This window comes from Kitasatospora sp. NPDC058406 (assembly GCF_042722765.1).
Taxonomy (GTDB): Bacteria; Actinomycetota; Actinomycetes; order Streptomycetales; family Streptomycetaceae; genus Kitasatospora.
Map to the genome: position 1 here is coordinate 1 of NZ_JBHXKE010000027.1, position 24,357 is coordinate 24,357.

Consider the following 24,357-nt stretch of genomic DNA (forward strand, 5'->3'; position numbering starts at 1 on the left):
GTCTCGAAGCCGTCGATGTCGTAGACGGGGACGTCGACGGACTGGTCGACGCCGCCTCCGAGCAGCCACTGCCAGGCGAGGCCGGGGGTGGGCTGCCAACGGGTGCCGTTCGAGGTGCCGTTCGGCGTGCCGGTGCCGCCGGTGCCGCCCGTACCCGGGCCGGGCGGCGTCCCCGGTGCGGTGCCCGGGGTGGTGCCCGGGGTGGTGCCGGGCTTGCCCGTCGGGGTGCCCGGCGTGCCCGGGGTGGTGCCGGTCGGGGTGCCCGGTGCGGTGGTGGCGGTGCCGGGCGCGGGCGGGGTGGTGGCCGCCGTGGCGGCGGGGGCCGACGACGAGCTGTCCGGGGCGGTCGGGCTGCCCGGGACCGGGTCGGCGGTGGCCGCCGGGGGCTGGGCGCCGGTGGCGTCGGCCGAGGAGGTGTCCTCGTCATCCGGGCCGGAGCTGCTGCACGAGGTCGCCAGCAGGGCCGTGGCGAGGGCGAGGGCGGCCAGGAGCGGCCGGGTACGACGGGTCACGGTGCTCGAACTCCGGGTCTGGTCAGGTCCGTTCGGCAACGGGCGGGTCGGTGGCGATCGGTGGGTGTGCGGGCCGGGCGGCAGTCGGCGATCCGCTGACTGCCGGTCCGGTGGTCGGTCGGGCGGCCGGTCCGGTGGTGCCGGGTCGGCCGTGCGCGGCCGGGACCGTCACGCCGGCGACGCCAGGTCGGGGGCGGTCAGGTCGTGCGGCAGGGTGCTCCAGGGGTTGTCCCCGGCGCCCGGGACCGCGCAGCCCGCGCCGGCCCGGCGGGCGGCGATCAGTGCGGTGGCCTCGCGGGCCCGCTCGGCGGGCACGTCGTAGACCAGGTGGCAGAACCGGGCGGCGGCGTGCCGGCCGGTCCAGAGCGGCAGGGTGAGCGACTGGTAGGCCGTCCAGTCCCCTTCGAAGGTGACCAGCAGGTCGGCGAGCCCCACCTCGGCGTACCCCGGGTCGGGGTGGTCGCCGTGTCCGAACACCACCGTGGAGCACCCGGCGGCCCGGGCCGCGGTGGCGAGGCGGCGGTAGTGCGGCAGGGCGCCCGGCTGGGTGGACACCTGGTCGAGGTAGACGCCGGTGATGCCGTGCCGCTGGCGGTAGGTCAGGACGTCGTTCACCACGGCGGCGTGCGACCGCCGACCGTAGTCGGTGTCGGCGTAGCCGAGCAGCGGCAGACCGGCGGCACGGAGCTGCTCGGCGGCGTCGGTGAAGACGTGGTCCGGATCGCCGGGGCCGTCGGCGAGGTTGAGCACGACGGCGGCGATCCGCTTCGGGTCGGCGGCGGCGACCGCCTGCCAGGCCGCCGGGTCCACCGCGGGGTGGACGTACAGCGGCACCAGCAGGCGGCCGTCGTGGTGGCTTGCGCCGGTCATGCGGCGACCAGCGGTTCGGTGGAGAGCCAGAGGTCGCGCAGCGTCTCGTCGAGCCCCGTCTCCGGCCGCCAGCCGAGCGTCCGGGCGGCGGCCGACACGTCGGCCTGCTGCCAGGAGACGGCCGCGGACCGCTCGGAACCGGCGCCGCTCTCGTCGATCCGGCCGGTGAATCCGGCCGCCGTGACCAGGCCGTCGGCGATCGCCCGGACCGGCCTGGCCGTTCCGGAGGCGAGGTTGAGCACCCTGGGCAGCGGGCCCTGCGCGGTGACGGCCAGACCGACCGCGCGGGCGATGTCCCGGGCGTCGACGAAGTCGCGGTGGGCCGAGAGGTCCCCGACCTTCACCACGCCCTCGGCGCCGTCCGGGGCGGCCCGGCGCAGTTCGGCGGCGAGCCGCCCGGGCAGCGAGCCCGCCGGGGCACCCGGGCCGACCGGGTTGAACACCCGCAGCACCACGGCGTCCAGCGGCGAGCCGGCCACCGCGAGGGAGCCGGCCAGCTTGGTGGCGCCGTAGACGCCGACCGGGCGGGCGTCGGCGTCCTCGTCGAGCGAGCTGCCGGGCGGGCAGACGCCGTACTCGCCGGCCGAGCCGATGTGCACCAGCCGGGCCTTCGGGGCACCCTGTTCGAGCGCCTCGCAGAGCACGGCCGGGCCGCGGGCGTTGACCTCGGCGAGCTTGACGGCGCTGCCGGCCACCGCACCGGCGAAGTTGACCACCGCGTCGGGGGCGAGCGCGGCCAGCTCCTCGCCGAGCGGGCCCGACCCGGCGGCTGCCAGGTCGAGGCGCAGGTCGTGGTCGGGCCGCCGTCCGGCGGTCAGCACGGTGGCCCCGGGCAGGGACCGCAGGACGACGGCGGCGTGCCGGCCGAGAAAGCCGTCGGCACCGAGCAGAAGGATTCTCACGCGGCCCGTCCGTCGTTCTCTGAACCGGCCTGGCCCACCGCGGCGGGCTGGTCGGCGACGTCCGGTGCGGTACGGGCGGCCGGGATCGGCAGCTCCTGCTCGCTCGGCACGGCGTACAGGCCCTCCGCGGCCTCGCCCGGGAGCAGCAGCGACCGGTTGAGCGCGAACTCGGCGTTGGCCCGGTCGTAGTCGTCCGGGCGCCCGATGTCGAGCCAGTAGCCGTCGAACTCGTAGGCGGCCGGCGGCGTCTTGGCGGCGAGCAGGTCCAGGACCAGTTCGTCGAAGCCGAGGGGCAGGCCCGGGGTGTACTTGGCCAGCGCCGAGCGCGAGACGCCGTACACGCCCATCGAGACCCGGTAGTCGATGGTCGGCTTCTCCTGGAAGCCGGTGATCGAGCCGGACTCGGTGGTCAGGACGCCGAAGTCGATCCTCACCTGGCGGGCGTAGGTGGCGATGGTCAGCGGCGACCCGGACGCCTCGTGGTGCTTGAGCACACCGGCGAAGTCCAGGTCGGTGAGGACGTCGCCGTTCATCACCAGGAAGTGCTCGGGCAGCCGGTCCTGCAGGGTGAGCAGCGGGCCGAGGGTGCCGAGCGGGCTGTCCTCGACGGCGTAGCCGACCCGCAGGCCCCACTGGGAGCCGTTGCCGACGTAGGCGCGGATGATGTGGCCGAGGTGGCCGATGGCCAGGGTGACGGTCTTGAAGCCCGCGGCGGCGAGCTGACGCATCACGATCTCCAGGATCGCGTGCTGGTCGCCGATCGGGACGAGCGGCTTGGGAAGGGCGGTGGTGTACGGGCGGAGGCGGACGCCCTTACCGCCGGCCAGGATCACTGCGTGCATGGTGTTTCCCCCACGGAAGTCGGTGCGACAGGGGCCTTCGATGCCGGGAGCGGACGGAAGGCGGGCTGGGTCAGACGTTGTAGATGTCGGTCTTGTAGCGGGCCAGGTTGGCCGGGTCGCGGAAGAACTCGATGGTCTGCTCCAGGCCCTCTTCGAGGGAGTACTGCGGAGCCCAGCCGGTGGCGGTGCGCAGCCGGGTGGCGTCGGCCACCAGGCGCATGACCTCGGAGTTGGCCGGACGGATGCGCTGCTCGTCCTCCTTCACCGTGACGTCCACGCCCATCAGCTTGCCGACCAGGATCACCAGGTCGCCGACCGAGATCTCGCCGCCGGTGCCGGCGTTGAAGGTCCGGCCGACCACGGTCTCGGCGGGGGCGGTGCCGACCGTGCGGAAGGCCAGCGCGGTGTCCTTGACGAACATGAAGTCGCGGGTCGGACGCAGGTCGCCGAGGGTGATCTCGGTCTCGCCGGCGGCCAGCTGGGCGATCACGGTCGAGATGACGGCGCGCATCGACTGGCGCGGGCCGAAGGTGTTGAACGGGCGCAGCGTGACGACCGGCGTCTCGAAGCTCGCGTGGTAGCTGTCGGCCAGCCGGTCCCCGCCGGCCTTGGAGGCGGCGTACGGGGACTGCGTGTTGATCGGGTGGTCCTCGCTGATCGGCACGGTCTGCGCGGTGCCGTAGGTCTCGCTGGTGGAGGTGTGCACCAGGCGGGGGATGTCCAGGTGACGCACCGCCTCCAGCACGTTGAGGGTGCCGGTCACGTTGGTCTCGATGTACGAGTGCGGTGCCTGGTAGGAGTACGGGATCGCGATCAGGGCGGCCAGGTGGTAGACCGCCTCGGTGCCCTTGACCAGGCCGTTGACCGACCCCGGGTCGCGGACGTCGCCGAGGACGATCTCGACCGAGTCCAGCACCTCCTTGGAGAGGGTCTCCAGCCAGCCGAACGACGAGAAGGAGTTGTACTGGACCATCGCGCGGACGTGGTGGCCGTCGGCCACCAGGGCCTCGACGAGGTGGGAGCCGATGAAGCCCTCGGCTCCGGTGATGGCGACGCTGCTCATACGGTGATTCGCTTTCTTCTCTCTGGGGACTGGCTTTCTGGGACCGGGCCGGGTGTGTGAACGGTGGTGACCCGGCCGGTGGTGGTTCAGCGGTGCTTGGTGGTGCGGCCGAGCACGGGCCCGGCGATGGCGGTGAGGAGCGCGGCCGAGGCCCCGCAGCCGATCAGCTGCAGGAGGGTCGGGTCCACACCGGTCAGCAGCCCGGCGCACTCGGCACCCGCGGCGGCCAGACAGATGAGGGCGGTGCTCCAGCTGAGCCCGAAGGCGTTCAGCAGCAGCGCCAGCCAGAGCGAGCCGCCCAGCAGCAGCAGCGCGCCGAGCTCCGGGACGCCCAGCGCCGGGGCGCCGGGCCAGAGCACGGTGGCGGCGGCGTCGAGGGCGGCCACGGTGGTGAGGTAGATGAACAGGCATCCGAGCAGCACGCCGCCGGTGCGGCGGACGAACTCGATCGGCGTGTGGCTGGTCCGCAGCGCGGCCACCGCCATCGCCCGGTACCGGAAGAGCAGCCACTCGGCGAGGCCGAGACTGAGCGTCAGGGCGATCATGGCCGGCCCCGTCGGGCTGGCCGAGGCGCCCTCGGCGGCTCCGGTGCGCACCGCCTCGTGCACGGTGACGCCGAGGCCGGCGATCATGGTCAGGGTGCCGACCGCCAGGCCGAACAGCAGGTGCGGCACCTCCTTGACGAGCGGCAGCCGCAACGGCACCGGCTCCGGCTCGCTGCGACGACAGCGCACCAGCTCCCGGGCGGCCAGGCCGATCGCCAGGCCGAGGGAGGCCAGCAGCACCGCGGTGCGGACCACCTGCGGCACGTCGACGGCGAGCACCACGCCGGCGCCGAGCGCGGACGGTGCCAGCGCGAGCAGCAGGAACTTCTCCCGGCCGAGCACCAGCAGCACGGTGGCCGCCGCCAGGTAGCCGGACTGCCCGGCGGCGAAGCAGAGCGCGCCCAGCGGCCCGCCGACCACGTACCCGGCGGTGGCGGAGGCCACCGCACCCAGCGGTGCCCCGATCGCGAGGCAGGCGGCGGCGGACCGGCGCCGGCCCCGGCCGAGCCAGGCGTACGAGCGGTGCGCCAGTGCCTGGTTCCAGGCCCAGCTGGCCAGGGTGGCGACGGAGAGCGCGAGCATGCCCGAGGGCAGCCCGAACCGCATCCGGTCGGCGGCGAACAGGTTGGCGCCGAGCAGGTAGCCGAGGCCGGGCAGGGCGAACACCAGGCCCCGGACCACGCAGCGCCAGGGGTCGGCCCGCCAGGGGTTGGCGAACTCGGCGCTCGGGCCGGGGTAGCGGCGCTCGACCTTCTCGAACAGCTCCGCGGCGACGGTGAAGGAGTCGGGGCGGCCGTACAGCAGGGCCGCCTGCTCGTCGGAGAGGCCGTCGGACTCCAGGAAGGCCGCGATCTCGTACGGGTGGACGGCGTCCGCGCAGACGTCGCGCAGCCGCTCGGCGAGCTCGTCCAGCGGGTCGGGGGAGAGGTCGAGCGGGTCCTCGGCCGGTTCGGGGCGCTGCTCGGGCAGGACCGGGCGGCGCCGCCCCCGCGGCGGGAGGGTGCGCAGCTGCACGGTCTGCTCGGCCCAGTCGGGTCCGGCCTCGTCGGGGACGAGACGGAGGGGACCGCTCATGCGCCCACCTCGCTGCGCTCGGCGGCCGCTTCGCGGCACGCGCACCTGCTGATGATTCGCTCGCTGCGCTCGCTCATGCGCCCACCTCGCCGCGTTCGGCGGCCTCTTCGCGGCACGCGCACCTGCTGATGATTCGCTCGCTGCGCTCGCTCATGCCGTGACCTCGCTGCGCTCGTGCTCGGACGGCTGCTCCCAGTCCGGGTCCGGCGGGCCGTCCGTGACGGCGACCACGCCTTCCGGCAGCCAGCGGGAGGTGCCCAGCAGCTCGGTGTAGATGCCGCGGAAGCCGTCGATGTTCTGGCGGAGCGTGAACTGCTCGATCACCCGCAGCCGGGCCTGCTCACCGAGCCGGGCCCGCCGCTCCGGGTCGCGCAGCAGCTCGATCGCGGCGGCCGCCATCGGCTCGGGCTCGCGCGGCGGAACGACCAGGCCGGTGTCGCCGACCGCCTCGCGCACACCGCCGACGTCGGTCGACACGGTGGAGCGGCCGCAGGACATGGCCTCGATCAGGGTGAACGGGAAGCCCTCGCTGATCGAGGAGAGCATCACCACGTTCCCCGCGGCGTACGCGTCGGTGATGTCCGCGACGCGGCCCTCGAAGGCCACCGAGTCGGCGACGCCGAGCTCGGCGGCCAGGGCTATGCATCCGTCGCGGTACGCCTCGCCGCCCTTGGGCGTGCCGCCGAACAACCGCAGCCGTGCCTCGGGTATCTCCTGCTGGACGATCGCGAAGGCCCGGATCAGCGTCTCCAGGTCCTTGATCGGGTCGACCCGGCCGGCCCAGCTCAGGGTGGGGGTCTCCGGCTCGGGTCCGGCGGGCGGGAAGGCCGCCGGGTCGACACCGTTGTAGACGGTCCGGATGTGCGCGGAGGGCGTGCCGCCGCGCTCCTCCCAGCGCCGGTTGTACCGGTTGCCGGGGGTGACCAGCGCGGCCCGCCGGTAGCTCTCCTCGGCGAGCATCCGGTAGAAGCCCAGCAGCAGGGCCTTGACCGGCCAGCGGTACGGGCCGGTGCGGTAGCCGAGGTAGCGCTCGCGCAGGTAGATGCCGTGCTCGGTGAGGAGAAACGGTACGCCGTACTGCTGGGAGGCGATCAGGCCGGGCAGGGTGGCGAGGCCGCCGCTGGCTGCGTGCGCCACACCGTCGCGGGGCGGGTCGACCGAGAGCGGCCGGAGGGCGTGCTCCAGCAGGTCGGTGGCGTTCAGCGCGTCGTGCAGGGTGGGCCGGGAGACGGCGGTGGAGAGGTAGTCGCGGGTCCAGACGTGCTGGAGGGTGCGCAGGGCCCGCTCGCTGCGCAGCGCCGGGCTGAGCAGCCCGCGCCGGGCGAGGTCGGCGAAGCCGTACAGCTCGGTGCCGAAGTGGGTGGTGTAGACCGGGTCCAGGATGGAGTGCAGGAAGCGCTCGTAGGCGTTGAGGAAGCGCCGCATCTCCTTGCCGCGCGGTGCCCGGCCGTCCGCGGCCGGTGCCCAGAGCGGCGCGGTGGTGACGGACCGCACGTTGGCGGGCAGTTCCCAGGCCAGTGGTTCGTGGCCGGTTCCGGTGACGGCGATGATGTCGAAGTCGACGTCCGGCATGCCCTGGACGAGCTGGTCGCACCAGACGCTGACACCACCGTGCTGGTGCGGGTACGTCCCCTCGGTGAGCAGGGTGACGCGCATCTCTGTCCCCCCTCCTGTTCTTGCGTCAAGCACCCGGCCGTGGTGGCCGGGTCGGGTGGTTCCGGTGGCGGGCCGGGAGGACCGGCCCGCCACCGGGTCACCGTTTAGCGGGTGCCGGTCTTGCCGGCGGTCTTCTTGGCGGGTTCGGCCTTCCCCCCGGAGGCCTTGCCGTGCTGCGGGGTGGTGCCCTTGCCGGCGGCCTTCCCGGCGGTACCGGTCGTGCTACCAGCAGTGGTACCAGTGACCGCGCCCTTGCCGGCCACCGGGGCCCCGCTTCCGGGGACCAGGGTCGGCGCGTCGGTGCGGTCGGTGTCGCCCGGGCCGGCCGGGACGGCGTCCGCCGTGCCCTGCGGCACGACCTTGGTGTCGCTCGGCGCCGGGGCGGTGACCGACTTGGCGGCGACGCTCGGGCTGGTGCCGGCCGGGGCGGCCGGGGTTCCCGCGGCGGGCAGCTTCAGCTGGATGCCGCTCTGCAGCTGGCCGGGCTTGACCCAGCCGGAGAGCGAACCGGCGTAGGCGGTGCCGAACGCGGTGCTGCCGATGGCGAGCTGCTGGACGGTGCCGGTCGGCATGGTGGCCTGGACCTGGACGCCGGCCGGGGCGTTCACCGTGACGGTGTCGCCGGTCCGGTAGGCGGTGACCTGGCCGGAGGAGAGCGCCGTGTTCCAGGCCGCGCGGCGCTGGAACTCGACGCCGAGGTCCTTCTGCGCCAGGTTCACGATCGGGGTGTTGTCGGCGTGCAGCGACCGGTAGGTCGAGAGGATCCGCTCCAGCACCGGGTAGACGATCCGGTCCTCGGCCAGGTTCGACTGGTGGATGAAGTGCGGCCGCGGGTCGTTGCTCAGCACGTGGCCGAGGTCGATCCGGGCCTCCAGCGGAACGATGTACGAGAGGTAGCCGGTGTTCACGTCCAGCGGCGTCGGCAGGCAGGTGGAGTTGGCGTTGTTCTCGCAGACGCCGCTGCCACCGTTGGCAGCGCTGGTGTAGATCCAGTTGTACTCGTCCGTCTGCTCCTTCGCCGTGGCGGCGTTGTAGAAGACGTTCATCGGGTAGCGCGGCACGGTCAGCGTGGACGAGCCGACGGCCCGCTGGGCGGGCTCGCGGGACGCGTCGCTGGCGGTCCACTTGACCCCGTTGGCGGCCAGCGCGGGAGCCAGGAACGGGTTGTCGCTGGTCTCCTGCGGGGCGGTCAGCAGGCCGGAGTGCTCGCCGGTGACGAGCTCCGTCTTGTCCAGCGTGAGGCCCCGGGCGGTGGCCCAGTCGAGGTTGTTCTTGATCTGCGAGCTGATGGTCGCCTGGTCGATCCAGACGGTGTTGCCCGCGCCGTCCTTGGAGCACTTCCACGGGACCACCGAGACGTCCTGGAGGCAGCCCAGGTACGGGTGGGTGTAGGTGTGGTTGACCCAGCGGTAGCTGGTCTGGTCGGCGATCATCTGGTCCACCACCGGGTCGGTGGTGGTCTCGTGGTCGACCTTCCAGTCCTCGCTGCCACCGCCGTTGAACACCATGTCCATGGTGAAGTTGTTGGTGGTCTGCCACTGCTTCGCGAACTGCGCGTCGGCGACCGACATCCGGATCGGGTTGGCCGTCTCGGGGGTGCCGGGCGGGCAGGTGACGTCACCGGGGGTGCACTTGAGGACGGTGTCCCAGCGGTCGTCGGCGAGGAAGACGTCGTCGACGTGGGCAGCGAAGTAGTTGCGGTCGTAGCCGAGGTGGACACCCTGGGTTATCCAGTCGACTATGCCGCGGGCCAGCAGGCGGTACTGCTGCTGGTACTGGTTGTAGACGAAGGTGACGACCAGTTCCTTGCGGCCGTCGTGGCTGTACTCGCCGACCAGCGAGCCCTTGGCGGTGCTGCCGGGGATCGGCACCTCGACCAGCGGGGTGAAGCTCGATCCGGCCGGCAGCGTGGCCAGCGGGGTGGCCAGGTAGCCGTAGCTCTCGGAGACGCTCGGGTCGTTGTCCTCGAACGGGACGGAACCCTTGAGGTACCCGAACGGCCCCGTCAGGCCGGCCGTGGAGACCTGTCCCTGGAAGCCGTCCAGCGTGCCCATGTAGCCCGGGTTGACGGCCCAGTTCAGGCCGACCTCGGGCCGGGCGTAGGTGTAGGCGTCGACCTGGCGGACGTTGAACGCCGCCTCGTACGTGGCGATCGCGGTCATCTCGGCGGAGCCGGCCGCGAACGGGTTGTCGTTGGGCAGCACGATGCCCTGGTACTTGCCGCGCGGCTGCCCGTTCAGCGTGTCGCTGAGGAAGGCGGCGTCGATCACCGGGCGGTTGGCGTCGTTCAGGTCGACGATCTTGTACGGGGTGCCCTGGCTCTTGAGCTCGGCGGCGATCGCCGCCGTCGCCGGTCCGCCGTCACTGATGACCAGGACCGTGAGGTCGATCCGGGGCGTGGTGGTGGCGCCGTGTGCGAGGGACGACTGCAGGCCACCGGCCAGCAGAACGGCTGCCGCGCAGGCGGCAACTCTTCGGGTCGCTCGACCCATGTTGTCTTTCCTCCCCTGGGCAGGGCGCTCCGCTGCTCGGCACTCGCCTGCCCTGTCGCTGTTCGCAGGCAGCATGCTGCCCGGCGCCCATCCTGGTGGAGAGTCCGTTCCAGGTGGGACCAAATGGGCAGGAGTGCAGCGAATCTGTTACCAACGTTCATGGTCGGGCCATGAAAGCGCTGATTGTGGCCGGAACGGCACCGGCTGCGCAAATAATCAATTAAAAATTAAAACCCGAAGCCTGAGCGTTACCGCTGCTCACCCACCGTGTGGTCCGGGCGGGCGAGGTGGACCCTACACTGGCGGCGTCGCGCCTCACACTCTCGCACACCCTGCCGTTTCGATGGGCAGGTTCATGCAATATCGCGCAGGGTTGTGCCACGTCACCGTCCGAATATCCAATGGAGGCCGCCGCGTGACCGAACAGCAGACCGAGACCGCCGTTTTCCCGGCCGCCCGCAGCCTGGGTCTGTTCGGTGCCGTCAATGCCCGCGACCTCGGTGGCTATCGGACGGTCGGCGGGCGGCTCCTCCGCCCCGGTGCCGTACTGCGCAGCGACGGGCTCAACCGGCTCACCGACGAGGACCTCGCCCTGCTGGCCGCGCTGGGCCTGCGGCAGGTCGTCGACCTGCGCAGCCTGGAGGAAGTGCGCGAGGCGGGCCCCGACCGGGTGCCCGGCCTGCCGGTCGCGGTGATCGCCGACGCCGAGCACTCCGCCACCGCGATCACCGTGGAACGCGCCGCGCCCGACGGCGTGACCCTTCATCACCTGCCCGTTTTCGCGGCGGACTTCGATATTTTCGCGGCACTGCGGGAAGCGCTCGGTGACCGTAGCCCGGAGAGGCAGCGCGCCCTGCTCGGTGACGGCCGGGCCGGCGCGATGATGACGGGCCTCTACCGGTGGTTCGTCACCGACCGGATCGCCTGCGAACGATTCTCGGCCGTCCTGCGCCTGCTGGCCGCGCCGGGCGGTGCGCCGCTGCTCTTCCACTGTTCGGCCGGAAAGGACCGCACCGGCTGGACGGCGGCCGTGCTGCTCACCGCGCTCGGCGTCGATCGGGAGACCGTGTTCGCCGACTACCTGCTCACCAACGAGCGGTCGGCCGCGATCGTGGCCTCGATCGTGGAGAGCTTCCGCGCCCGGGGGCTGATGCACGAGCCGGAGCTGCTGCTGCCGGTCTTCCGGGCCGAGCGCTGCTACCTGGAGGCGGCGTTCGAGGAGGTCGAGTCCGGATGGTCCGGTTTCGAGGCGTTCTGGACGGACGGCCTCGGTCTGGACGACGAGGTGCTGGCCGGTCTGCGCGCCAACCTGCTGGAGCCGTAGGGCCCGCCCGGCCCCGGCCCGCCCGGCGATCCGCCGGGCGTTCGGTCTGACCGGCGATCCGCGGGTGCCCCGGCGCCGGGTGCGCGTCCGGCGGGAGCCGTCGGGCACGCACCCGGTCGGGACGGCGGAGTCACCCCTCGCTGATCAGGCCCTCGCGCAGCTGGGTGAGGGTCTTGGTCAGCAGCCGGGAGACGTGCATCTGGGAGATGCCGATCTCGTCGCCGATCTGCGACTGGGTGAGGTTGCCGAAGAACCGCAGCATGATGATCCGGCGCTCGCGCGGCGGCAGCTTCGCCAGCAGCGGCTTGAGCGACTCCCGGTACTCCACGCCCTCCAGCGCGAGGTCCTCGTAGCCGAGCCGCTCGGCCAGCGGTCCGTCGCCGTCCTCCTCGCCCGGGCTGGAGTCCAGCGAGCTGGCGGTGTACGCGTTGCCGACCGCCAGGCCCTCGACCACGTCCTCCTCGCTGACGCCGAGGCAGACGGCCAGCTCGGCGACGGTGGGGGAGCGGTCCAGCCGCTGGGAGAGCTCGTCGCCGGCCTTGGTGAGTGCCAGGCGCAGCTCCTGGAGACGCCGGGGCACCCGGACCGACCAGCTGGTGTCCCGGAAGAAGCGCTTGATCTCCCCGACCACCGTCGGCATCGCGAAGGTCGGGAACTCGACCCCGCGCTCCGGGTCGAACCGGTCGATCGCCTTGATCAGGCCGATCGTGCCGACCTGGACGATGTCCTCCATCGGCTCGTTGCGGCTGCGGAACCGGGCCGAGGCGTACCGGACCAGCGGCAGGTTCAGCTCGATCAGCGTGTCGCGGACGTACGTGTGTTCGGCGCTGCCGGGGGCCAGGGCGGCCAGTCGCAGGAACAGCGAGCGGGAGAGCGTCCGGGTGTCCAGCCCGGCGCCGGACGGCGCCGGGGCGGCCTCCGGGACCGGCTCGGGGCCCGTCTCCGCGGTGCTCGGCCCGGCTGCCGCCGGGCCCGCCCCGGGGGGTGCTCCCGCTTCGGCGCCGGGTGGCGCGGCCGGGCCCCGCCGGAACGGGATCCGGTCGACGGCGAACGTCGCTCCTTCGGCCTGACCAGCGTGGATCTCCGCAGTGCCCAGCTCTCCGGACATGCACCCACCCCCTTGTGACTGACAGTTGAACGGGTGCCCTCGCCCGGCGGTTCCCGAGCGATGCCTTCCCCCTCCATACCGGAACACGGTCTCCGGCAAACCAGGGGGTCGCAAGACGTCACGCGCCGGTAACGCGGAGCGATCCCGCCGTCGCACGGAGCGCCGTCCTGTTTTGTCGGGGATTGTGACGGTCAGTCTTCCCAGGAGTTGCCGGTCCGAAGCCTGGCCAGGATCCGGGAGAGCAGCCGGGAGACGTGCATCTGGGACATGCCCAGCTCGGTGCTGATCTGGGACTGCGTCAGGTTGGCGAAGAACCGCAGCATGACGATCCGTCGTTCCCGCTCCGGCAGCTGCACCAGGAGGTGACGGACCATGTCCCGGTGCTCCACCTCGGCCAGCGCGGAGTCCTCGTAGCCGAGCCGGTCGAGGAGGGCCAGCCCGCCCTCGTGCTCCTGCGCGGCTTCCAGCGACGCCGCGTTGTACGCCCGGCCGGCGTCCAGGCAGGCGCGGACGTCCTCCTCGGGGATGCGCAGGCTGGCGGCGATCTCGGGGACCTTGGGGGCCCGGCCGTGCGTGACCGTCAGCTCCTCCATCGCTCCGCTGACCTGGACCCAGAGCTCCTGGAGCCGGCGCGGGACGTGCATGGTGCGGACGTTGTCCCGGAAGTAGCGCTTGATCTCGCCGAGGATGGTCGGAAGTGCGTAGGTCGGGAACTGCACGCCCCGGGTGGGGTCGAACCGGTCGATGGCGTTGATCAGGCCGATCGTGCCGACCTGGACGACGTCCTCCATCGGTTCGCTGCGGCTGCGGAACCGCGTGGCGGCGTACCGGACCAGCGGGATGTTGACCTCGATCAGTGCCGCCCGGACCCGCTCCCGCTCGGGGGCGTCCGGGGGCAGCTCGGCGAGCCGCTCGAAGAGCACCCGGGTCAGGGTCCGGACGTCCACCGTCGGACGGCCTCCGGGGCCGCGCAGGCCGTCCGGGCGGAGTTCGCCGGCCGGGCTGATCACGGTGGCCAGCACCTCGTCGTCCGGCACGCTCCCTGGTGTCCGCACGGACACGTCACCCCTCCCAAAGTCGACAACGGTGAGACCTGTGGACCGGGTGTCGTCGGGTTTCGTGCACCACCTAGCGATGTCCGGCAAAACCGGTCATAGCATCACAAGGCGGGCGCACGTCGGGCAAGCACCGCGTGGAGGTGTGTTGGTGCCGCGCCGGAGGATCCACCGGGCCCTCCGGCGGCACGGCGGCGGATCGTTCCGGGACAGAGCAAGGCGCCCCGTCCGGGTTCCGGGCGGGGCGCCGCGGCCGTCCGGGGGACGCGCCGGGGGTGCGTCGGGACGGCCCTCCGGGCTCAGACCTCGATGTCGGCGATCACCCAGGTGGCGAACTCGCGCCACTGGCCGGCCGCGGCCTGGTGGGCCGGGTGGGTGAGGTACGCCTGCAGGGCCTCGCGGTCCTCGACGAGGCTGTTGATCGCGTAGTCGTGGGCGATGTCGCGCTCGGTGGTGTTCCAGCCGCACTCCCACTCGCGGAGCTCGGGAACGACCGGGCCGAGCTCCTCGAAGGCCTTGGCGCCGGCGAGCGCGCGCTCGTCGTCCTTGCTGACGCCTTCGTTGAGCTTGAACAGGACCAGGTGCCGGATCACGATGCCGCTCCTCGCGGACGGGGGGTGAGAGTCAGGGCCCACCGTAGCCGGTGGGGTCCGGGCTACTTCACCAGCCCGGACATGAAGGTGCCGACGGCCTTGGCGGCGTTCGAGATGCCTTCGAAGCCGAGCTGGACCAGCTCGGCGGCGCGGGCCGGCGAGGTGATGATCGTGTAGAGCACGAAGACGAGCAGGAGGACCATTCCGATCTTCTTCGCCTGTGCCATCCGGTGACCTTCCTCCTTGCCGTGGGCCGCCGCCATCCGGTCCCCGAGCGGTCCTCTGCACTGGGCAGCTTATCCACCCGGACGGCCCATCAGGTGTGCGACGCGTTCACCCGGTGGGACGAAGGTCCCCGTGACAGGGGCCTTTCTCCGGGTGCCCGCTCGCGGATCGGACGGCAGGATGGGGAACGTACCGAGGATCTGGCAGGAATCCCCGGTGCGTGGATCCGGAGCTCCCCGCTGTGGGACCGGGTGTCGCGACTTCCCCCCCGACGCGACCCCGGTTGTGGGACTCCGTCGGGGGAGCGGTCAGTCCCCCCGAGCCGCTCCCCCCTTCCAGGCTCCGTACTCGACCGGGCGTTGGTGGTCATCGGCCCCCGAGTGCGGAGCCCATTTCCGTGTATGAGGGTGCGCGGAAACGCCGAGGGCCCGTCCGGACTTCCGGACGGGCCCTCGGGCTTTCTGGCGGTAGCGGTGGGATTCGAACCCACGGTGAAGTTGCCCCCACACACGCTTTCGAGGCGTGCTCCTTTGGCCGCTCGGACACGCTACCGAGGGGAACTCTACCGGACGGGTGGCACCGTCACGAAATCTTTGTCGGGGAAGGGCCTGCGGCGGTCCGCGGCGCGGTGCGCGGGGGCCTTCGGCGGTGCGCCGGGGGGTGGTGCCGACGGCGGTGTCCGCGGTGGTGTCAGCGGTGGCCGTCGAAGAAGGCGCGGAGCTGCTCGCCGCACTCGTCGGCGAGGACGCCCGGGACCACCTCGGGGCGGTGGTTGAGCCGGCGGTCGCGCATCACGTCGAAGAGGGAGCCGGCCGCGCCGGCCTTCTCGTCGAGGGCGCCGTAGACCACGCGGTCGATCCTGGAGAGCACGATCGCCCCCGCGCACATGGTGCACGGCTCCAGGGTGACGACCAGGGTGCAGCCGCCGAGGCGCCACTCCCCGATCTTCCCGGCGGCCTGGCGGATGGCGACCACCTCGGCGTGGGCGGTCGGGTCGCCGACGGCCTCGCGCTCGTTGTGGCCGCGGCCGAGGACCTCGCCGTCCGGACCGAGGACGAGCGCCCCGACCGGGACGTCTCCGGTGGCCGGCGCCAGCGCGGCCTCGGCGATGGCGAGGCGCATCGGCGCCGCCCAGCGGTCACGGACCGGGTCGGGGCGGACGGGGGCGGGCAGCGGCGGGATCGGGCGGGCGGACTGCATGGCATCCAGTGTCGGGCATGGCGGGCATCCGGCCGTCCGGACGGCGGACACGGACCGTTACCGGACCGCCTCCAGGACCTCGCCGCAGCCGAGCGCCTCGGCGATCTCCTCCAGGGCGTCGCCCGGCACCGCGCCCTCGCCGCTGAGGGCGAGCAGCCGGTCCGGGGCGAGGCCGAACTCGGTGAGCAGGTGGGCGTCGCCGAGCGGGCCGACCGGGACGCTGCCGCGGTCGCCGGACTCCTCGTCGTCGTCCTGCTCCCCGGCCTCGCCGCCCTCCTCCAGTTCGGCGACCAGGTTGTCGAGGTCGCCGAACTCGCTCTCGCCGGCCTGGTCGACCAGCTCGTCGGTGAGGACGGACCCGTAGGAGCTCCGGGCGGCGGCGGCGCCGTCCGACACGAAGATGCGGGGATCCTCCTCGCCGTCCACCCGGACGACGGCGAACCAGGCGTCCTCCTGTTCGATGAAGACCAGGACGCTGTCGTCGTCCTGGGTCGCCTCGCGGGCCAGGTCTGCCAGATCGGCGAGGGTTTCGACGTTGTCGAGTTCCGTCTCGCTCACATCCCACCCGTCGTCGGTGCGAGCAAGCAGTGCAGCGAAGTACGCCACCAGGGACACTCCCAAGATCTCGGTCTCGGCTGTCGGCGCTCTCGGGCAACGCGGAACTGGCCGCCCCCGCGCCAGAGGCGGTCCGCCGTTCGGACCGTCCCATCGGAATCGTGACAGAAAGCCCGGCTCTGCGGGGGGTGTTCGGCAGCGCGTCTTTGCAGGTCGTGTCGGAAGGGTTGGCTGCCGGACGGCGAACGGGGGACGGGGTGGGAAGAGGCATGTGGAGAAGCCGTGGAGGGCTTGTCAGATCCGGAAGGTTCGCATCCGCATCGCTTCGCGCATGCGGCGTTCCTTGGTCCGGCGTGGCTGGACCCGCTCGCGCAGTTCGCGCGCCTCGGTGAGCTCGCGAAGGAAGACGGCACGCCGTTTGCGGCGTTCCGCCTCGGTCTCCGGGCGGTCCGGGGGCGGGCCGAAACGGCCGTCCGACGAGGTCGCGGCCTCGTCCGCCGAGCCGTCCCCGGTGTTCGGGTTGCTCGTCATAAGACCTGACCTTCCCAGATCGGCCCGGTTGATACCACAGGAAGCGCATCCGTCCGGACGTTCGCGGTGCGTCACGGCGTGTCACTGTCCGGCAGGAGGCGGACGGGGGGCGGACGGGGGGCGGCGCGCCCGGGTCTGGCACGGCGTGTCGTACGGGCGTCCGGGCGCGGGCTAACCTCGATGCATGCGGACCCACGTCGTCGACCACCCCCTGGTCGCCCACAAGCTCTCCACCCTGCGCGACGAGCGCACCGACTCGCCGACCTTCCGTCGCCTGACCGACGAGCTGGTGACCCTCCTCGCGTACGAGGCCACCCGGGACGTCCGCACCGACGAGGTGGAGATCACCACCCCGGTGGCGGTCACCACCGGCACCCGGCTGTCCTACCCCCGCCCGCTGGTGGTGCCGATCCTCCGGGCCGGCCTCGGCATGCTGGACGGGATGACCCGGCTGCTGCCGACGGCCGAGGTCGGCTTCCTCGGCATGGTGCGCAACGAGGAGACCCTGGAGGCCTCCACCTACGCGACCCGGATGCCGGACGACCTCTCCGGCCGCCAGGTCTACGTGCTCGACCCGATGCTGGCCACCGGCGGCACGCTGGTCGCGGCGATCCGGATGCTGATCGAGCGCGGCGCCACCGACGTCACCGCCGTGGTGCTGCTGGCCGCGCCCGAGGGCGTCGCGGTGATGGAGAAGGAGCTGGCCGGCCTGCCGGTCACCGTCGTCACCGCCGCCGTCGACGAGCGGCTGAACGAGAACGGCTACATCGTTCCGGGCCTCGGCGACGCCGGCGACCGGCTGTACGGCACGGCCGGCTGAGCAGCCCCGTACGTGCGACGAGAGCCCCCCGGCGCGGTGCCGGGGGGCTCTCGTCGGTCGACCGGGCGGGCGGACCGCCGGCTGTCGGTGGTTCAGCAGCTGCCGGTGGTGCTCGGAGCCGGCGTGGGCTTGGTGGCCAGGGCCAGCGCGGCGGCGGCCTGGGTCTCGTCGAGCAGCGCGTTGTAGCTGTCGCCGATCACGAAGTCCACGGTGCCGTCGGTGCGGGCGTCGGCCGTGCTGGTGGCACCGGCGATCACCGAGCCGACCAGGGTGGACGCCCCGGCGCCGGCCGGGCCGGCGACCACCTGGGCGGTACCGGGCACCTTCTTGTCCAGTTCGGCGGGCGCGTTGCCGACCTTGCCGATGGTGAAGCCGCGCTTCTTCAGCTCCTCGGCGGTCCGCGCGGCCAGCCCCGCCTTGGCTGTGGCGTTGTAGACGTTCACGGTGACCGACGCCGGCTGCGGGATCGCCTGCGGGTCGACGGGGGCGCCGGGCGCTCCCGGGGCGGTCGCCGCGCCGTCCGGGGTGGGAGCGGCCAGCGGTTTGCCGGAGGGGGAGGCGCAGGCCTGGGCCGAGGCGTGCTTGCCCTTGCCGCTGAAGATGTCCCAGAGCTGGACGCCGCCGAGACCGATCAGCGCCAGCGCGAGCAGCGCGCCGATCAGGGCGAACACCTTGCGGCTCTTCTTCGGTGGTCGGCCAAGCCGCGGATAGGCGTTGCCGGTGATGCGGTACTGCTTCCCCTTCAGGCCTTGGGGAGTCAACATGCTCACGGTTTGTCTCCCCCTCGTGCCGGGGCGGGGATCGGGTGTGACGGGCCGGCCGGGGCGCGGTGTCGGAACGGGGCCGCGGCCGTAGTCAGCAGATTAGTGCCGTACGGCTGCGAAGGTACTAAACGATCATCATCTGGAGTATCCCGGCACCCGAAAGGGGGTATCCGGGTGCGAACGGACCGCCCTCCGGGTGGTGACCGGAGGGCGGTCCGACGTCGCGTGAGGGGCCGGCTGCCCCGACATCTCCGCCGGCGTTCCGGTCGACCCCGTCGACTTCTCCGCCGGTGGCCGGTCCGTCATTCCATTTCGAGGACACGGGCGTGCAGCACCTGGCGCTGCTGCAGCGCGGCGCGGACCGCGCGGTGCAGCCCGTCCTCCAGGTACAGGTCCCCGTGCCACTTCACGACGTGCGCGAAGAGGTCCCCGTAGAAGGTGGAGTCCTCCGCCAGGAGGGTTTCCAGATCCAGCTGGCCCTTGGTGGTCACCAACTGGTCGAGTCGCACCGGGCGTGGGGCGACGTCCGCCCACTGGCGGGTGCTGGTACGGCCGTGATCCGGGTACGGCCGCCCATTGCCGATGCGCTTGAAGATCACACGGAAAGCCTACCGTTTGGGCGGCGGATGGCGCAGCAGCCGCGGCGCCGCCACGCGCTCGGGTGCGAGCTGCGGGCGGCGGATTGGGGCTGTTTCATGGGAAATGTCGCGAAGGTCTATCTGTAGTTCTGCCCAGGAGTGTGCCCGATGTCCGCTGCCGAGCCGCCGTCCCCTTCTCTTTCCTCCTCCGGCGTGTCCCCCGGAGACGTCGTCCCGGCCGCCGTCCGGGAGATCGCCGACGGCTACGCCTTCACCGGCCCCGCCCTCGACCTGGGTGCGGTGCTGCTGGACGGCACCGCCTACCCGGACGCCCAGGTGCGGGTGCCGCTCGGGGTGCTCAACCGGCACGGGCTGGTGGCGGGCGCCACCGGCACCGGCAAGACCAAGACCCTCCAGCTGATCGCCGAACAGCTCTCCGCCCAGGGAGTGCCGGTCTTCCTGGCCGACGTCAAGGGCGACGTCTCCGGCGTGGCCGCCCCCGGCACGCCCGGCGAGCGGACCGCCGCCCGGGCCGCCGAGGTCGGGCAGGACTGGCGGGCCCGGGGCTGTCCGGCCGAGTTCTACGCACTCGGCGGCCTGGGCGCCGGCATCCCGATCCGGGCGACGGTGACCAGCTTCGGCCCGCTGCTGCTCTCCAAGGTCCTGGACCTGAACGAGACCCAGGAGTCCTCGCTCGGGCTGGTCTTCCACTACGCCGACCGGAACGGCCTGGAGCTGTACGACCTCAAGGACCTCACCGCGGTGATCACCTTCCTCGCCTCGCCCGAGGGCAAGGAGGAGCTGAAGGGCATCGGCGGTCTCTCCGCCGCCACCGCCGGGGTGATCCTGCGTTCGCTGACCACGCTGGAGAACGAGGGCGCCGGCGCGTTCTTCGGCGAACCGGAGTTCGACACCGCCGAGCTGCTGCGGACCGTGGACGGGGGCGGCTCCGGCCCGGAGGGCGGAGGAGGCCGGGGCATGGTGTCGGTGCTGGAACTGCCGGCGGTGCAGGACCGGCCGCGGCTGTTCTCCACCTTCCTGATGTGGCTGCTGGCCGACCTCTACCAGGAGCTGCCCGAGGTGGGCGACCTCGACCGGCCCAAGCTGGTCTTCTTCTTCGACGAGGCGCACCTGTTGTTCAGGGGCGCGTCCAAGGCCTTCCTGGAGGCGATCACCCAGACCGTCCGGCTGATCCGGTCGAAGGGGGTCGGGATCTTCTTCGTCACCCAGACGCCGAAGGACGTCCCGGCCGACGTGCTGGCGCAGTTGGGCAACCGGGTGCAGCACGCGCTGCGCGCCTTCACGCCGGACGACGCGAAGGCGCTCCGGGCGACCGTCTCGACCTTCCCGAAGTCGCCCGCGTACGACCTGGGGGAGGTGCTGACCTCGCTCGGTACGGGGGAGGCGGTGGTCACGGTGCTCTCCGAGAAGGGCGCGCCGACGCCGGTCGCGGCGACCAGGCTGCGGGCGCCCCAGTCGCTGATGGGCCCGATCGAGCCGGCGGCACTGCAGGCGGTGGTGGACGGGTCGGCGATCGTGGCGAAGTACCGGGACGCCGTCGACCGGGAGTCGGCGTACGAGAAGCTGGCGGCGCGGGCGGCCCGGCCGGAGGCGGAACCGGCGCCGACGGGGGGACCCGACCGGGAGGAGTCACGCACCGGGCCGTCGGACGGCGGTGCGGTGCGGGGCGGTACGGCGCGGGGCCGTGCGCCGGGAGAGAAGGAGAGCGGCGGGCTGCTCGGGTCGTTGCTGAGCAACCCGGCGCTCAAGTCCTTCGCCCGGTCCGCCGGGACGCAGCTCGGGCGGGAGATCTCCCGGAGCCTGTTCGGGACGTCCCGGCGGCGGAGGTGAGCCGACCGCGGCAGCGGCCTCTCCGGGAGCCGGAGGGGGGGAAGGGGAGGGGGAGGGGAAGATCAGGCGAGCGCGGCGCCGATCCGGTCGAGCGAGGAGAGCCGCATCAGGCCGTAGTTGTAGAACTCGACCTCCGGCACCCCCAGGTCGCGGAGGACGGCGATCTTGGCCGCGAGGTTCGCCGGGCCGTCGCAGTCCGAGGCCATCGGCCGCAGGATCACCGCCATGTCCTGCGGGCGCACCCCGTGCAGGGCGAAGGCGGCGATCTTCTCGCGGACCGCCTCCGGGGTGCGCGCGTAGCCGAGCGTCTCGATCTGGTGCGCGGCCCCGGCCAGGCCCGGCAGGTCGATGCCGGAGAGCCAGCCGGTGCCCGGACCGCCGCCGTCCATGAAGCTCAGCCGCATGCCGTGCTGCTCCGCCGCCCCGGCGACCTCGGCGGCCAGCGAGGTCACGGTCGCGGCGGAGGCGTCCACGTAGGCGGCGACGGCGCCACCGGCCAGCTCGTCCAGCGCCGCGGGCTCGGCGGCGGCCGCGTCGTCGGCCAGCCGGCGGCGCAGCTCGGTCCGGACCGCCCCGGCCACCTCGTCCGCCGGTACGCCCGCGCGGACGGCGGCGGCGCGGCAGTGGTCGCAGAAGCAGAGGCCGAGCAGCGCCTCGGCGGCCGGGCCCAGCTCCTCGAAGTAACGCTCGTGGTGGTAACCGTGGCGCAGGCCGTGGAAGTGCAGCGACTCGGCCCGGATCGCGTCCACGCCGTACCGGGCCAGCTCGGCGACCAGGGAGACGGCGTACTCGCGGACCTCCGGATTGGCCGGACAGAGCTCGGTGAGGTGCCGGTCGCCGAAGGCGTTGGCCGGGGCGCAGTCCGGGTGCTCGAAGCCGAGCCGGTCGTTGTGGCAGAAGACCGTCCAGGCGTGGAGCTTCATGCCCCGGCGGCCGGCCTCGGCGGCGGCCTCGGCGAACGGGTCGCGGTCGCCGATCGCGGTGGACGCGACGGGCCGCAGCCGCCGTCCGGACCAGAGGGCCGGGTCGGGGCGGAAGTAGGCGGCGCCCGGCTCCAGGTAGCGGATCACCCGGCGCGGGTTGTGCGGGAAGACGTCGCGGGCCTCGTGGTAGACCGACGCGAGGGTGACGCCGCCGACCCCGGCCCGGTCGGTGAGGTTGCCGAAGAAGGTGTCGGCCCCCTCGTCGATCAGGTCGGTGGCGAAGGCGAGGACGGACGACTCCACGGTGCGGCTCCGGAGCAGGGGGCAAGGTGCCTGCTCACGCTAACCGCAGTGAGGGGAATGGTCTATACCTGACGTGACCGGCCGGTACGGCTAGATGCCCAGGTCGTCGAGTTCCCTGAGCAGGGCGGAGCCGGGTCCGGCGGGTCCGGCGGGTGCGGGCGTGGGGGCGGCAGCCGCCTTCGGGGCCCGGTCGCGCAGCAGCCAGGCGCCGGCGAGCCCGCCGATCAGCCCGCCGAGGTGGCCGAGCCAGCTGACTCCCTGGGCGCTCGGCAGGACACCCAGCAGGAGGTACGAGTACAGCGCGCCGACGACCACGCCGATGGCGGTGTCCACCAGGTTGCGGTCGAAGATCCCGCGCAGCACCACGTAGCCGAAGTACCCGTAGACCAGGCCGCTGGCCCCGGCCGTCACGGCGTCCGGGCGCTCGAAGAGCCAGACGGTGAGCCCGCCGGCGACCACGATCAGCAGCGTCGCGAGCAGGAACCGCTTGACCCCCCGGTACGCGGAGAGGAAGCCGAAGGCGAACAGCGGCCAGGAGTTCGCCTGGATGTGGTCCCAGCCGAAGTGCAGCAGCGGCATGGTGAACATGTCCGGCAGCTCGTCCAGCCGTCCGGAGCTCATGCCGTACTCGTAGGAGAGCCGGTAGTCGTCGAGCCAGTTCGCCACCTGGACGGCCCAGATGACGGCCAGTACGCCGAGCATCGTGAACAGTGCGAGGCGGGAGTCGCGGAGCAGACGGGCGAATCGCGGGGCCATGACTCCGACTGTAGGGCCGGGCCACCGCCGCGGTCACCCCACTAAGGTGAATCGCGTCGATCAACCCGCGCCCCGGTCGGGGCCGTTCCCGGCTCGTCGAGAGGTGACCCGCCCCATGAGTGTTCGTCCCCCGCTCCCGTACGAGTTCCTTCCGCAGGTCCCGTCCTTCGAGCTGACCAGCGAGGACATCACCGAAGGCGGCACGCTGGCCGAGGAGTTCATCCACGCCGGGGGCAACCTCTCGCCCCAGCTGGCGTGGTCCGGCCTGCCCGAGGGCACCCGGTCGATCGCCGTCACCTGCTACGACCCGGACGCGCCGACCGGCTCCGGCTGGTGGCACTGGCTGGCCCTCGGCCTGCCCGCCGACACGACCGGCCTGCCGCGCGGCGCCGGCTCCTCGGATGCCGACCTGCCGGGCGTGAACTCCTTCCACGGCCGCAACGACTTCCCCGGCAACAAGTACGACGGTGCCGCCCCGCCGCCCGGCCCGGCCCACCGCTACGCCTTCGCGGTGCACGCGCTGGACGTGGACGCCCTGGACGTCGCCGCCGACCTCCCGCCGGCCCAGATCGGCTTCAACATCACCTTCCACACCCTGGCCCGCGCGGTGCTCACCGCCGAGTACGGGATCTGAGCGGTCTTCCGTTCCGTCCTGTTCTCCCTGCTGTTGCTGTTGCTGTTGCTGCGCTGTCGCTGCCGCCCGCTCGTCTGCGGGCGGCAGCGTTCGCGTTCCGGCGGCTCCGGGTGCGTCGGTGCCCGGGGCCCGGGTGGGTCCGGGGTCAGTGGCCGGCGTCGGCCGCGCGGGCGGCCCGGCCGGCGAGGGCGCGGAGGTGGGCGTGCATCTCGGGGGGCTCGTGCACCTCGAACTCGCAGCCCAGCATCAGCAGGCGCATCGCCAGCCACTCCAGGGAGTCGGCGCGGGAACGCAGCCGGCAGGTCCGGTCGTCGACGGCCTCGACCTCGGAGTCGCCGTTGTGGCTCAGCCAGCGTTCGACCTCGGCGGCGGGCACGTGCAGGGTGGCGTCCAGGGTGTAGACCGGGGCGAGGCGGCGCAGCTTCTCCGCCACGTAGGCGGCCGCGTCCTCGGCGGGGAGCGGACGCGGGGTGAACCGGGCGCCGGTGGCGAAGGGGTCGGCGAGCCGGTCGACCCGGAAGATCCGCCAGTCGTCGCGGTCGAGGTCGAAGCCGACCAGGTACCAGCGGCGGCCGGCCGAGACCAGCCGGTCCGGCTCCACCTGGCGCCGGGTCTCGGCGCCGTCGCCCGCCCGGTAGCCGAAGCGGAGGCGTTCGCGGTTGGCGACGGCGTTGGCGAGCACGGTGAGGTCCTCGGGGTCGACGGTCGGCCCGTCGCCGCTGAGCAACGGGAGGGTGGCCTTGTCGAGGGCGGCGACCCGGTGGCGCAGGCGCGAGGGCAGCACCTGGAGCAGCTTGCCGAGGGCGCGGACCGAGGCCTCCTCGATGCCGACCACGGCGTGTCCGGCCGCCGCCCGCAGACCGACGGCGATGGCCACCGCCTCCTCGTCGTCCAGCAGTAGCGGCGGCATCGCGGTGCCGGCGACCAGCCGGTAGCCGCCGATCGGGCCCATGGTGGCCTCGACCGGGTAACCGAGCTCCCGGAGCCGGTCGATGTCGCGGCGGATGGTGCGGGGGCTGACGTCGAGGCGCCCGGCCAGTTCGCTGCCGGGCCACTCACGGGGGGTCTGGAGGAGGGAGAGCAGGCTCAGGAGTCGTGCCGGAGTGTCGGTCATGGCATCCAGGGTGCCGGAAGTCCAGGACAGGATCTGGCCTAGATGCCTCCTAATGTCGTCGACGTGT

The 24,357-nt window shown here is 72.8% G+C and carries 22 protein-coding genes, 1 tRNA gene and 2 pseudogenes; 4 read left to right on the forward strand and 21 right to left on the reverse strand.

The window, feature by feature from the left end:
- The 8 genes and pseudogenes from ACFWOG_RS08015 to ACFWOG_RS08050 form a co-directional block, all read right to left on the reverse strand.
- Positions 1-512, reverse strand: a pseudogene (locus ACFWOG_RS08015) (hypothetical protein); the annotation flags it as partial.
- Positions 513-680: 168 nt separating this feature from the next.
- Entirely contained in the window at positions 681-1,382 is a 702-nt protein-coding gene (locus tag ACFWOG_RS08020) for a spherulation-specific family 4 protein (protein ID WP_329884931.1), read from the reverse strand.
- Entirely contained in the window at positions 1,379-2,284 is a 906-nt protein-coding gene (locus ACFWOG_RS08025) for an NAD(P)-dependent oxidoreductase (RefSeq protein WP_329948784.1), read from the reverse strand. Before ACFWOG_RS08025 ends, ACFWOG_RS08020 begins: the two co-directional genes overlap by 4 nt.
- Positions 2,285-2,418: 134 nt before the next feature.
- Positions 2,419-3,126: pseudogene (locus ACFWOG_RS08030) on the reverse strand (NDP-sugar synthase); the annotation flags it as partial.
- Positions 3,127-3,196: 70 nt separating this feature from the next.
- Positions 3,197-4,189, reverse strand: coding sequence for an SDR family NAD(P)-dependent oxidoreductase (locus ACFWOG_RS08035; RefSeq protein WP_329884933.1), 993 nt, complete (start codon positions 4,187-4,189; stop codon positions 3,197-3,199).
- Positions 4,190-4,275: 86 nt separating this feature from the next.
- Positions 4,276-5,808 (reverse strand): hypothetical protein, encoded by a 1,533-nt coding sequence (locus ACFWOG_RS08040; protein ID WP_329884934.1) that lies wholly within the window; start codon positions 5,806-5,808, stop codon positions 4,276-4,278.
- Between the two features lie 150 nt (positions 5,809-5,958).
- Positions 5,959-7,464 (reverse strand): GT4 family glycosyltransferase PelF, encoded by a 1,506-nt coding sequence (pelF, locus tag ACFWOG_RS08045; protein WP_329884935.1) that lies wholly within the window; start codon positions 7,462-7,464, stop codon positions 5,959-5,961.
- 104 nt (positions 7,465-7,568) lie between these two features.
- Positions 7,569-9,956: a hypothetical protein gene (locus ACFWOG_RS08050; protein ID WP_329884936.1), complete on the reverse strand. Its 2,388-nt coding sequence runs from the start codon at positions 9,954-9,956 to the stop codon at positions 7,569-7,571.
- Between the two features lie 415 nt (positions 9,957-10,371).
- On the opposite strand from ACFWOG_RS08050, the gene ACFWOG_RS08055 reads away from it, so the two are divergent.
- Positions 10,372-11,280 (forward strand): tyrosine-protein phosphatase, encoded by a 909-nt coding sequence (locus ACFWOG_RS08055; protein WP_380355921.1) that lies wholly within the window; start codon positions 10,372-10,374, stop codon positions 11,278-11,280.
- Between the two features lie 130 nt (positions 11,281-11,410).
- Here the strand turns inward: ACFWOG_RS08055 and ACFWOG_RS08060 are convergent, their stop codons facing one another.
- From ACFWOG_RS08060 to ACFWOG_RS08095, 8 genes are all read right to left on the reverse strand, one after another.
- Entirely contained in the window at positions 11,411-12,388 is a 978-nt protein-coding gene (locus ACFWOG_RS08060; RefSeq protein ID WP_380355924.1) for an RNA polymerase sigma factor SigF, read from the reverse strand.
- Positions 12,389-12,579: 191 nt separating this feature from the next.
- Positions 12,580-13,425, reverse strand: coding sequence for an RNA polymerase sigma factor SigF (locus tag ACFWOG_RS08065; protein ID WP_329948780.1), 846 nt, complete (start codon positions 13,423-13,425; stop codon positions 12,580-12,582).
- Positions 13,426-13,742: 317 nt separating this feature from the next.
- Positions 13,743-14,036, reverse strand: a complete 294-nt coding sequence (locus tag ACFWOG_RS08070) for a Dabb family protein (protein ID WP_329948779.1) — start codon at positions 14,034-14,036, stop codon at positions 13,743-13,745.
- Between the two features lie 62 nt (positions 14,037-14,098).
- Positions 14,099-14,263, reverse strand: coding sequence for a hypothetical protein (locus ACFWOG_RS08075; RefSeq protein WP_355405344.1), 165 nt, complete (start codon positions 14,261-14,263; stop codon positions 14,099-14,101).
- A 460-nt stretch (positions 14,264-14,723) separates the two neighbouring features.
- Positions 14,724-14,813 (reverse strand) — tRNA-Ser (locus ACFWOG_RS08080).
- 138 nt (positions 14,814-14,951) lie between these two features.
- Positions 14,952-15,461 (reverse strand): tRNA adenosine(34) deaminase TadA, encoded by a 510-nt coding sequence (tadA, locus tag ACFWOG_RS08085; protein ID WP_329884942.1) that lies wholly within the window; start codon positions 15,459-15,461, stop codon positions 14,952-14,954.
- A gap of 57 nt (positions 15,462-15,518) precedes the next feature.
- Positions 15,519-16,067: a hypothetical protein gene (locus ACFWOG_RS08090; protein WP_329884943.1), complete on the reverse strand. Its 549-nt coding sequence runs from the start codon at positions 16,065-16,067 to the stop codon at positions 15,519-15,521.
- Positions 16,068-16,310: 243 nt separating this feature from the next.
- Complete coding sequence (locus ACFWOG_RS08095; protein ID WP_329884944.1) at positions 16,311-16,547, reverse strand: hypothetical protein; 237 nt, start codon at positions 16,545-16,547, stop codon at positions 16,311-16,313.
- Between the two features lie 184 nt (positions 16,548-16,731).
- On the opposite strand from ACFWOG_RS08095, the gene upp reads away from it, so the two are divergent.
- Entirely contained in the window at positions 16,732-17,367 is a 636-nt protein-coding gene (upp, locus tag ACFWOG_RS08100; protein WP_329884945.1) for a uracil phosphoribosyltransferase, read from the forward strand.
- A gap of 92 nt (positions 17,368-17,459) precedes the next feature.
- Here the strand turns inward: upp and ACFWOG_RS08105 are convergent, their stop codons facing one another.
- Both ACFWOG_RS08105 and ACFWOG_RS08110 read right to left on the reverse strand, forming a co-directional pair.
- A complete protein-coding gene (locus ACFWOG_RS08105) occupies positions 17,460-18,131 on the reverse strand; it encodes a LytR C-terminal domain-containing protein (RefSeq protein WP_329885014.1) in 672 nt (223 codons plus the stop codon).
- A 302-nt stretch (positions 18,132-18,433) separates the two neighbouring features.
- On the reverse strand, positions 18,434-18,730 hold the full coding sequence (locus tag ACFWOG_RS08110; protein ID WP_030061387.1) for a type II toxin-antitoxin system VapB family antitoxin: 297 nt from the start codon (positions 18,728-18,730) through the stop codon (positions 18,434-18,436).
- Between the two features lie 147 nt (positions 18,731-18,877).
- Here ACFWOG_RS08110 and ACFWOG_RS08115 point away from each other — a divergent pair, with 147 nt between their 5' ends.
- On the forward strand, positions 18,878-20,560 hold the full coding sequence (locus tag ACFWOG_RS08115) for a helicase HerA-like domain-containing protein (protein WP_380355931.1): 1,683 nt from the start codon (positions 18,878-18,880) through the stop codon (positions 20,558-20,560).
- A gap of 62 nt (positions 20,561-20,622) precedes the next feature.
- Here ACFWOG_RS08115 and ACFWOG_RS08120 read toward each other — a convergent pair whose 3' ends face one another.
- Together ACFWOG_RS08120 and ACFWOG_RS08125 are read right to left on the reverse strand one after the other, a co-directional pair.
- Positions 20,623-21,786: a hypothetical protein gene (locus ACFWOG_RS08120; protein ID WP_329884947.1), complete on the reverse strand. Its 1,164-nt coding sequence runs from the start codon at positions 21,784-21,786 to the stop codon at positions 20,623-20,625.
- Positions 21,787-21,876: 90 nt separating this feature from the next.
- Positions 21,877-22,542, reverse strand: a complete 666-nt coding sequence (locus ACFWOG_RS08125; RefSeq protein WP_329884948.1) for a rhomboid family intramembrane serine protease — start codon at positions 22,540-22,542, stop codon at positions 21,877-21,879.
- Between the two features lie 115 nt (positions 22,543-22,657).
- Here ACFWOG_RS08125 and ACFWOG_RS08130 point away from each other — a divergent pair, with 115 nt between their 5' ends.
- Positions 22,658-23,176: a YbhB/YbcL family Raf kinase inhibitor-like protein gene (locus tag ACFWOG_RS08130; protein ID WP_380355936.1), complete on the forward strand. Its 519-nt coding sequence runs from the start codon at positions 22,658-22,660 to the stop codon at positions 23,174-23,176.
- A 145-nt stretch (positions 23,177-23,321) separates the two neighbouring features.
- On the opposite strand, the gene ACFWOG_RS08135 is transcribed toward ACFWOG_RS08130, so the two are convergent.
- Positions 23,322-24,290, reverse strand: a complete 969-nt coding sequence (locus tag ACFWOG_RS08135; protein ID WP_329884950.1) for a YafY family protein — start codon at positions 24,288-24,290, stop codon at positions 23,322-23,324.
- Positions 24,291-24,357 lie beyond the last annotated feature (67 nt).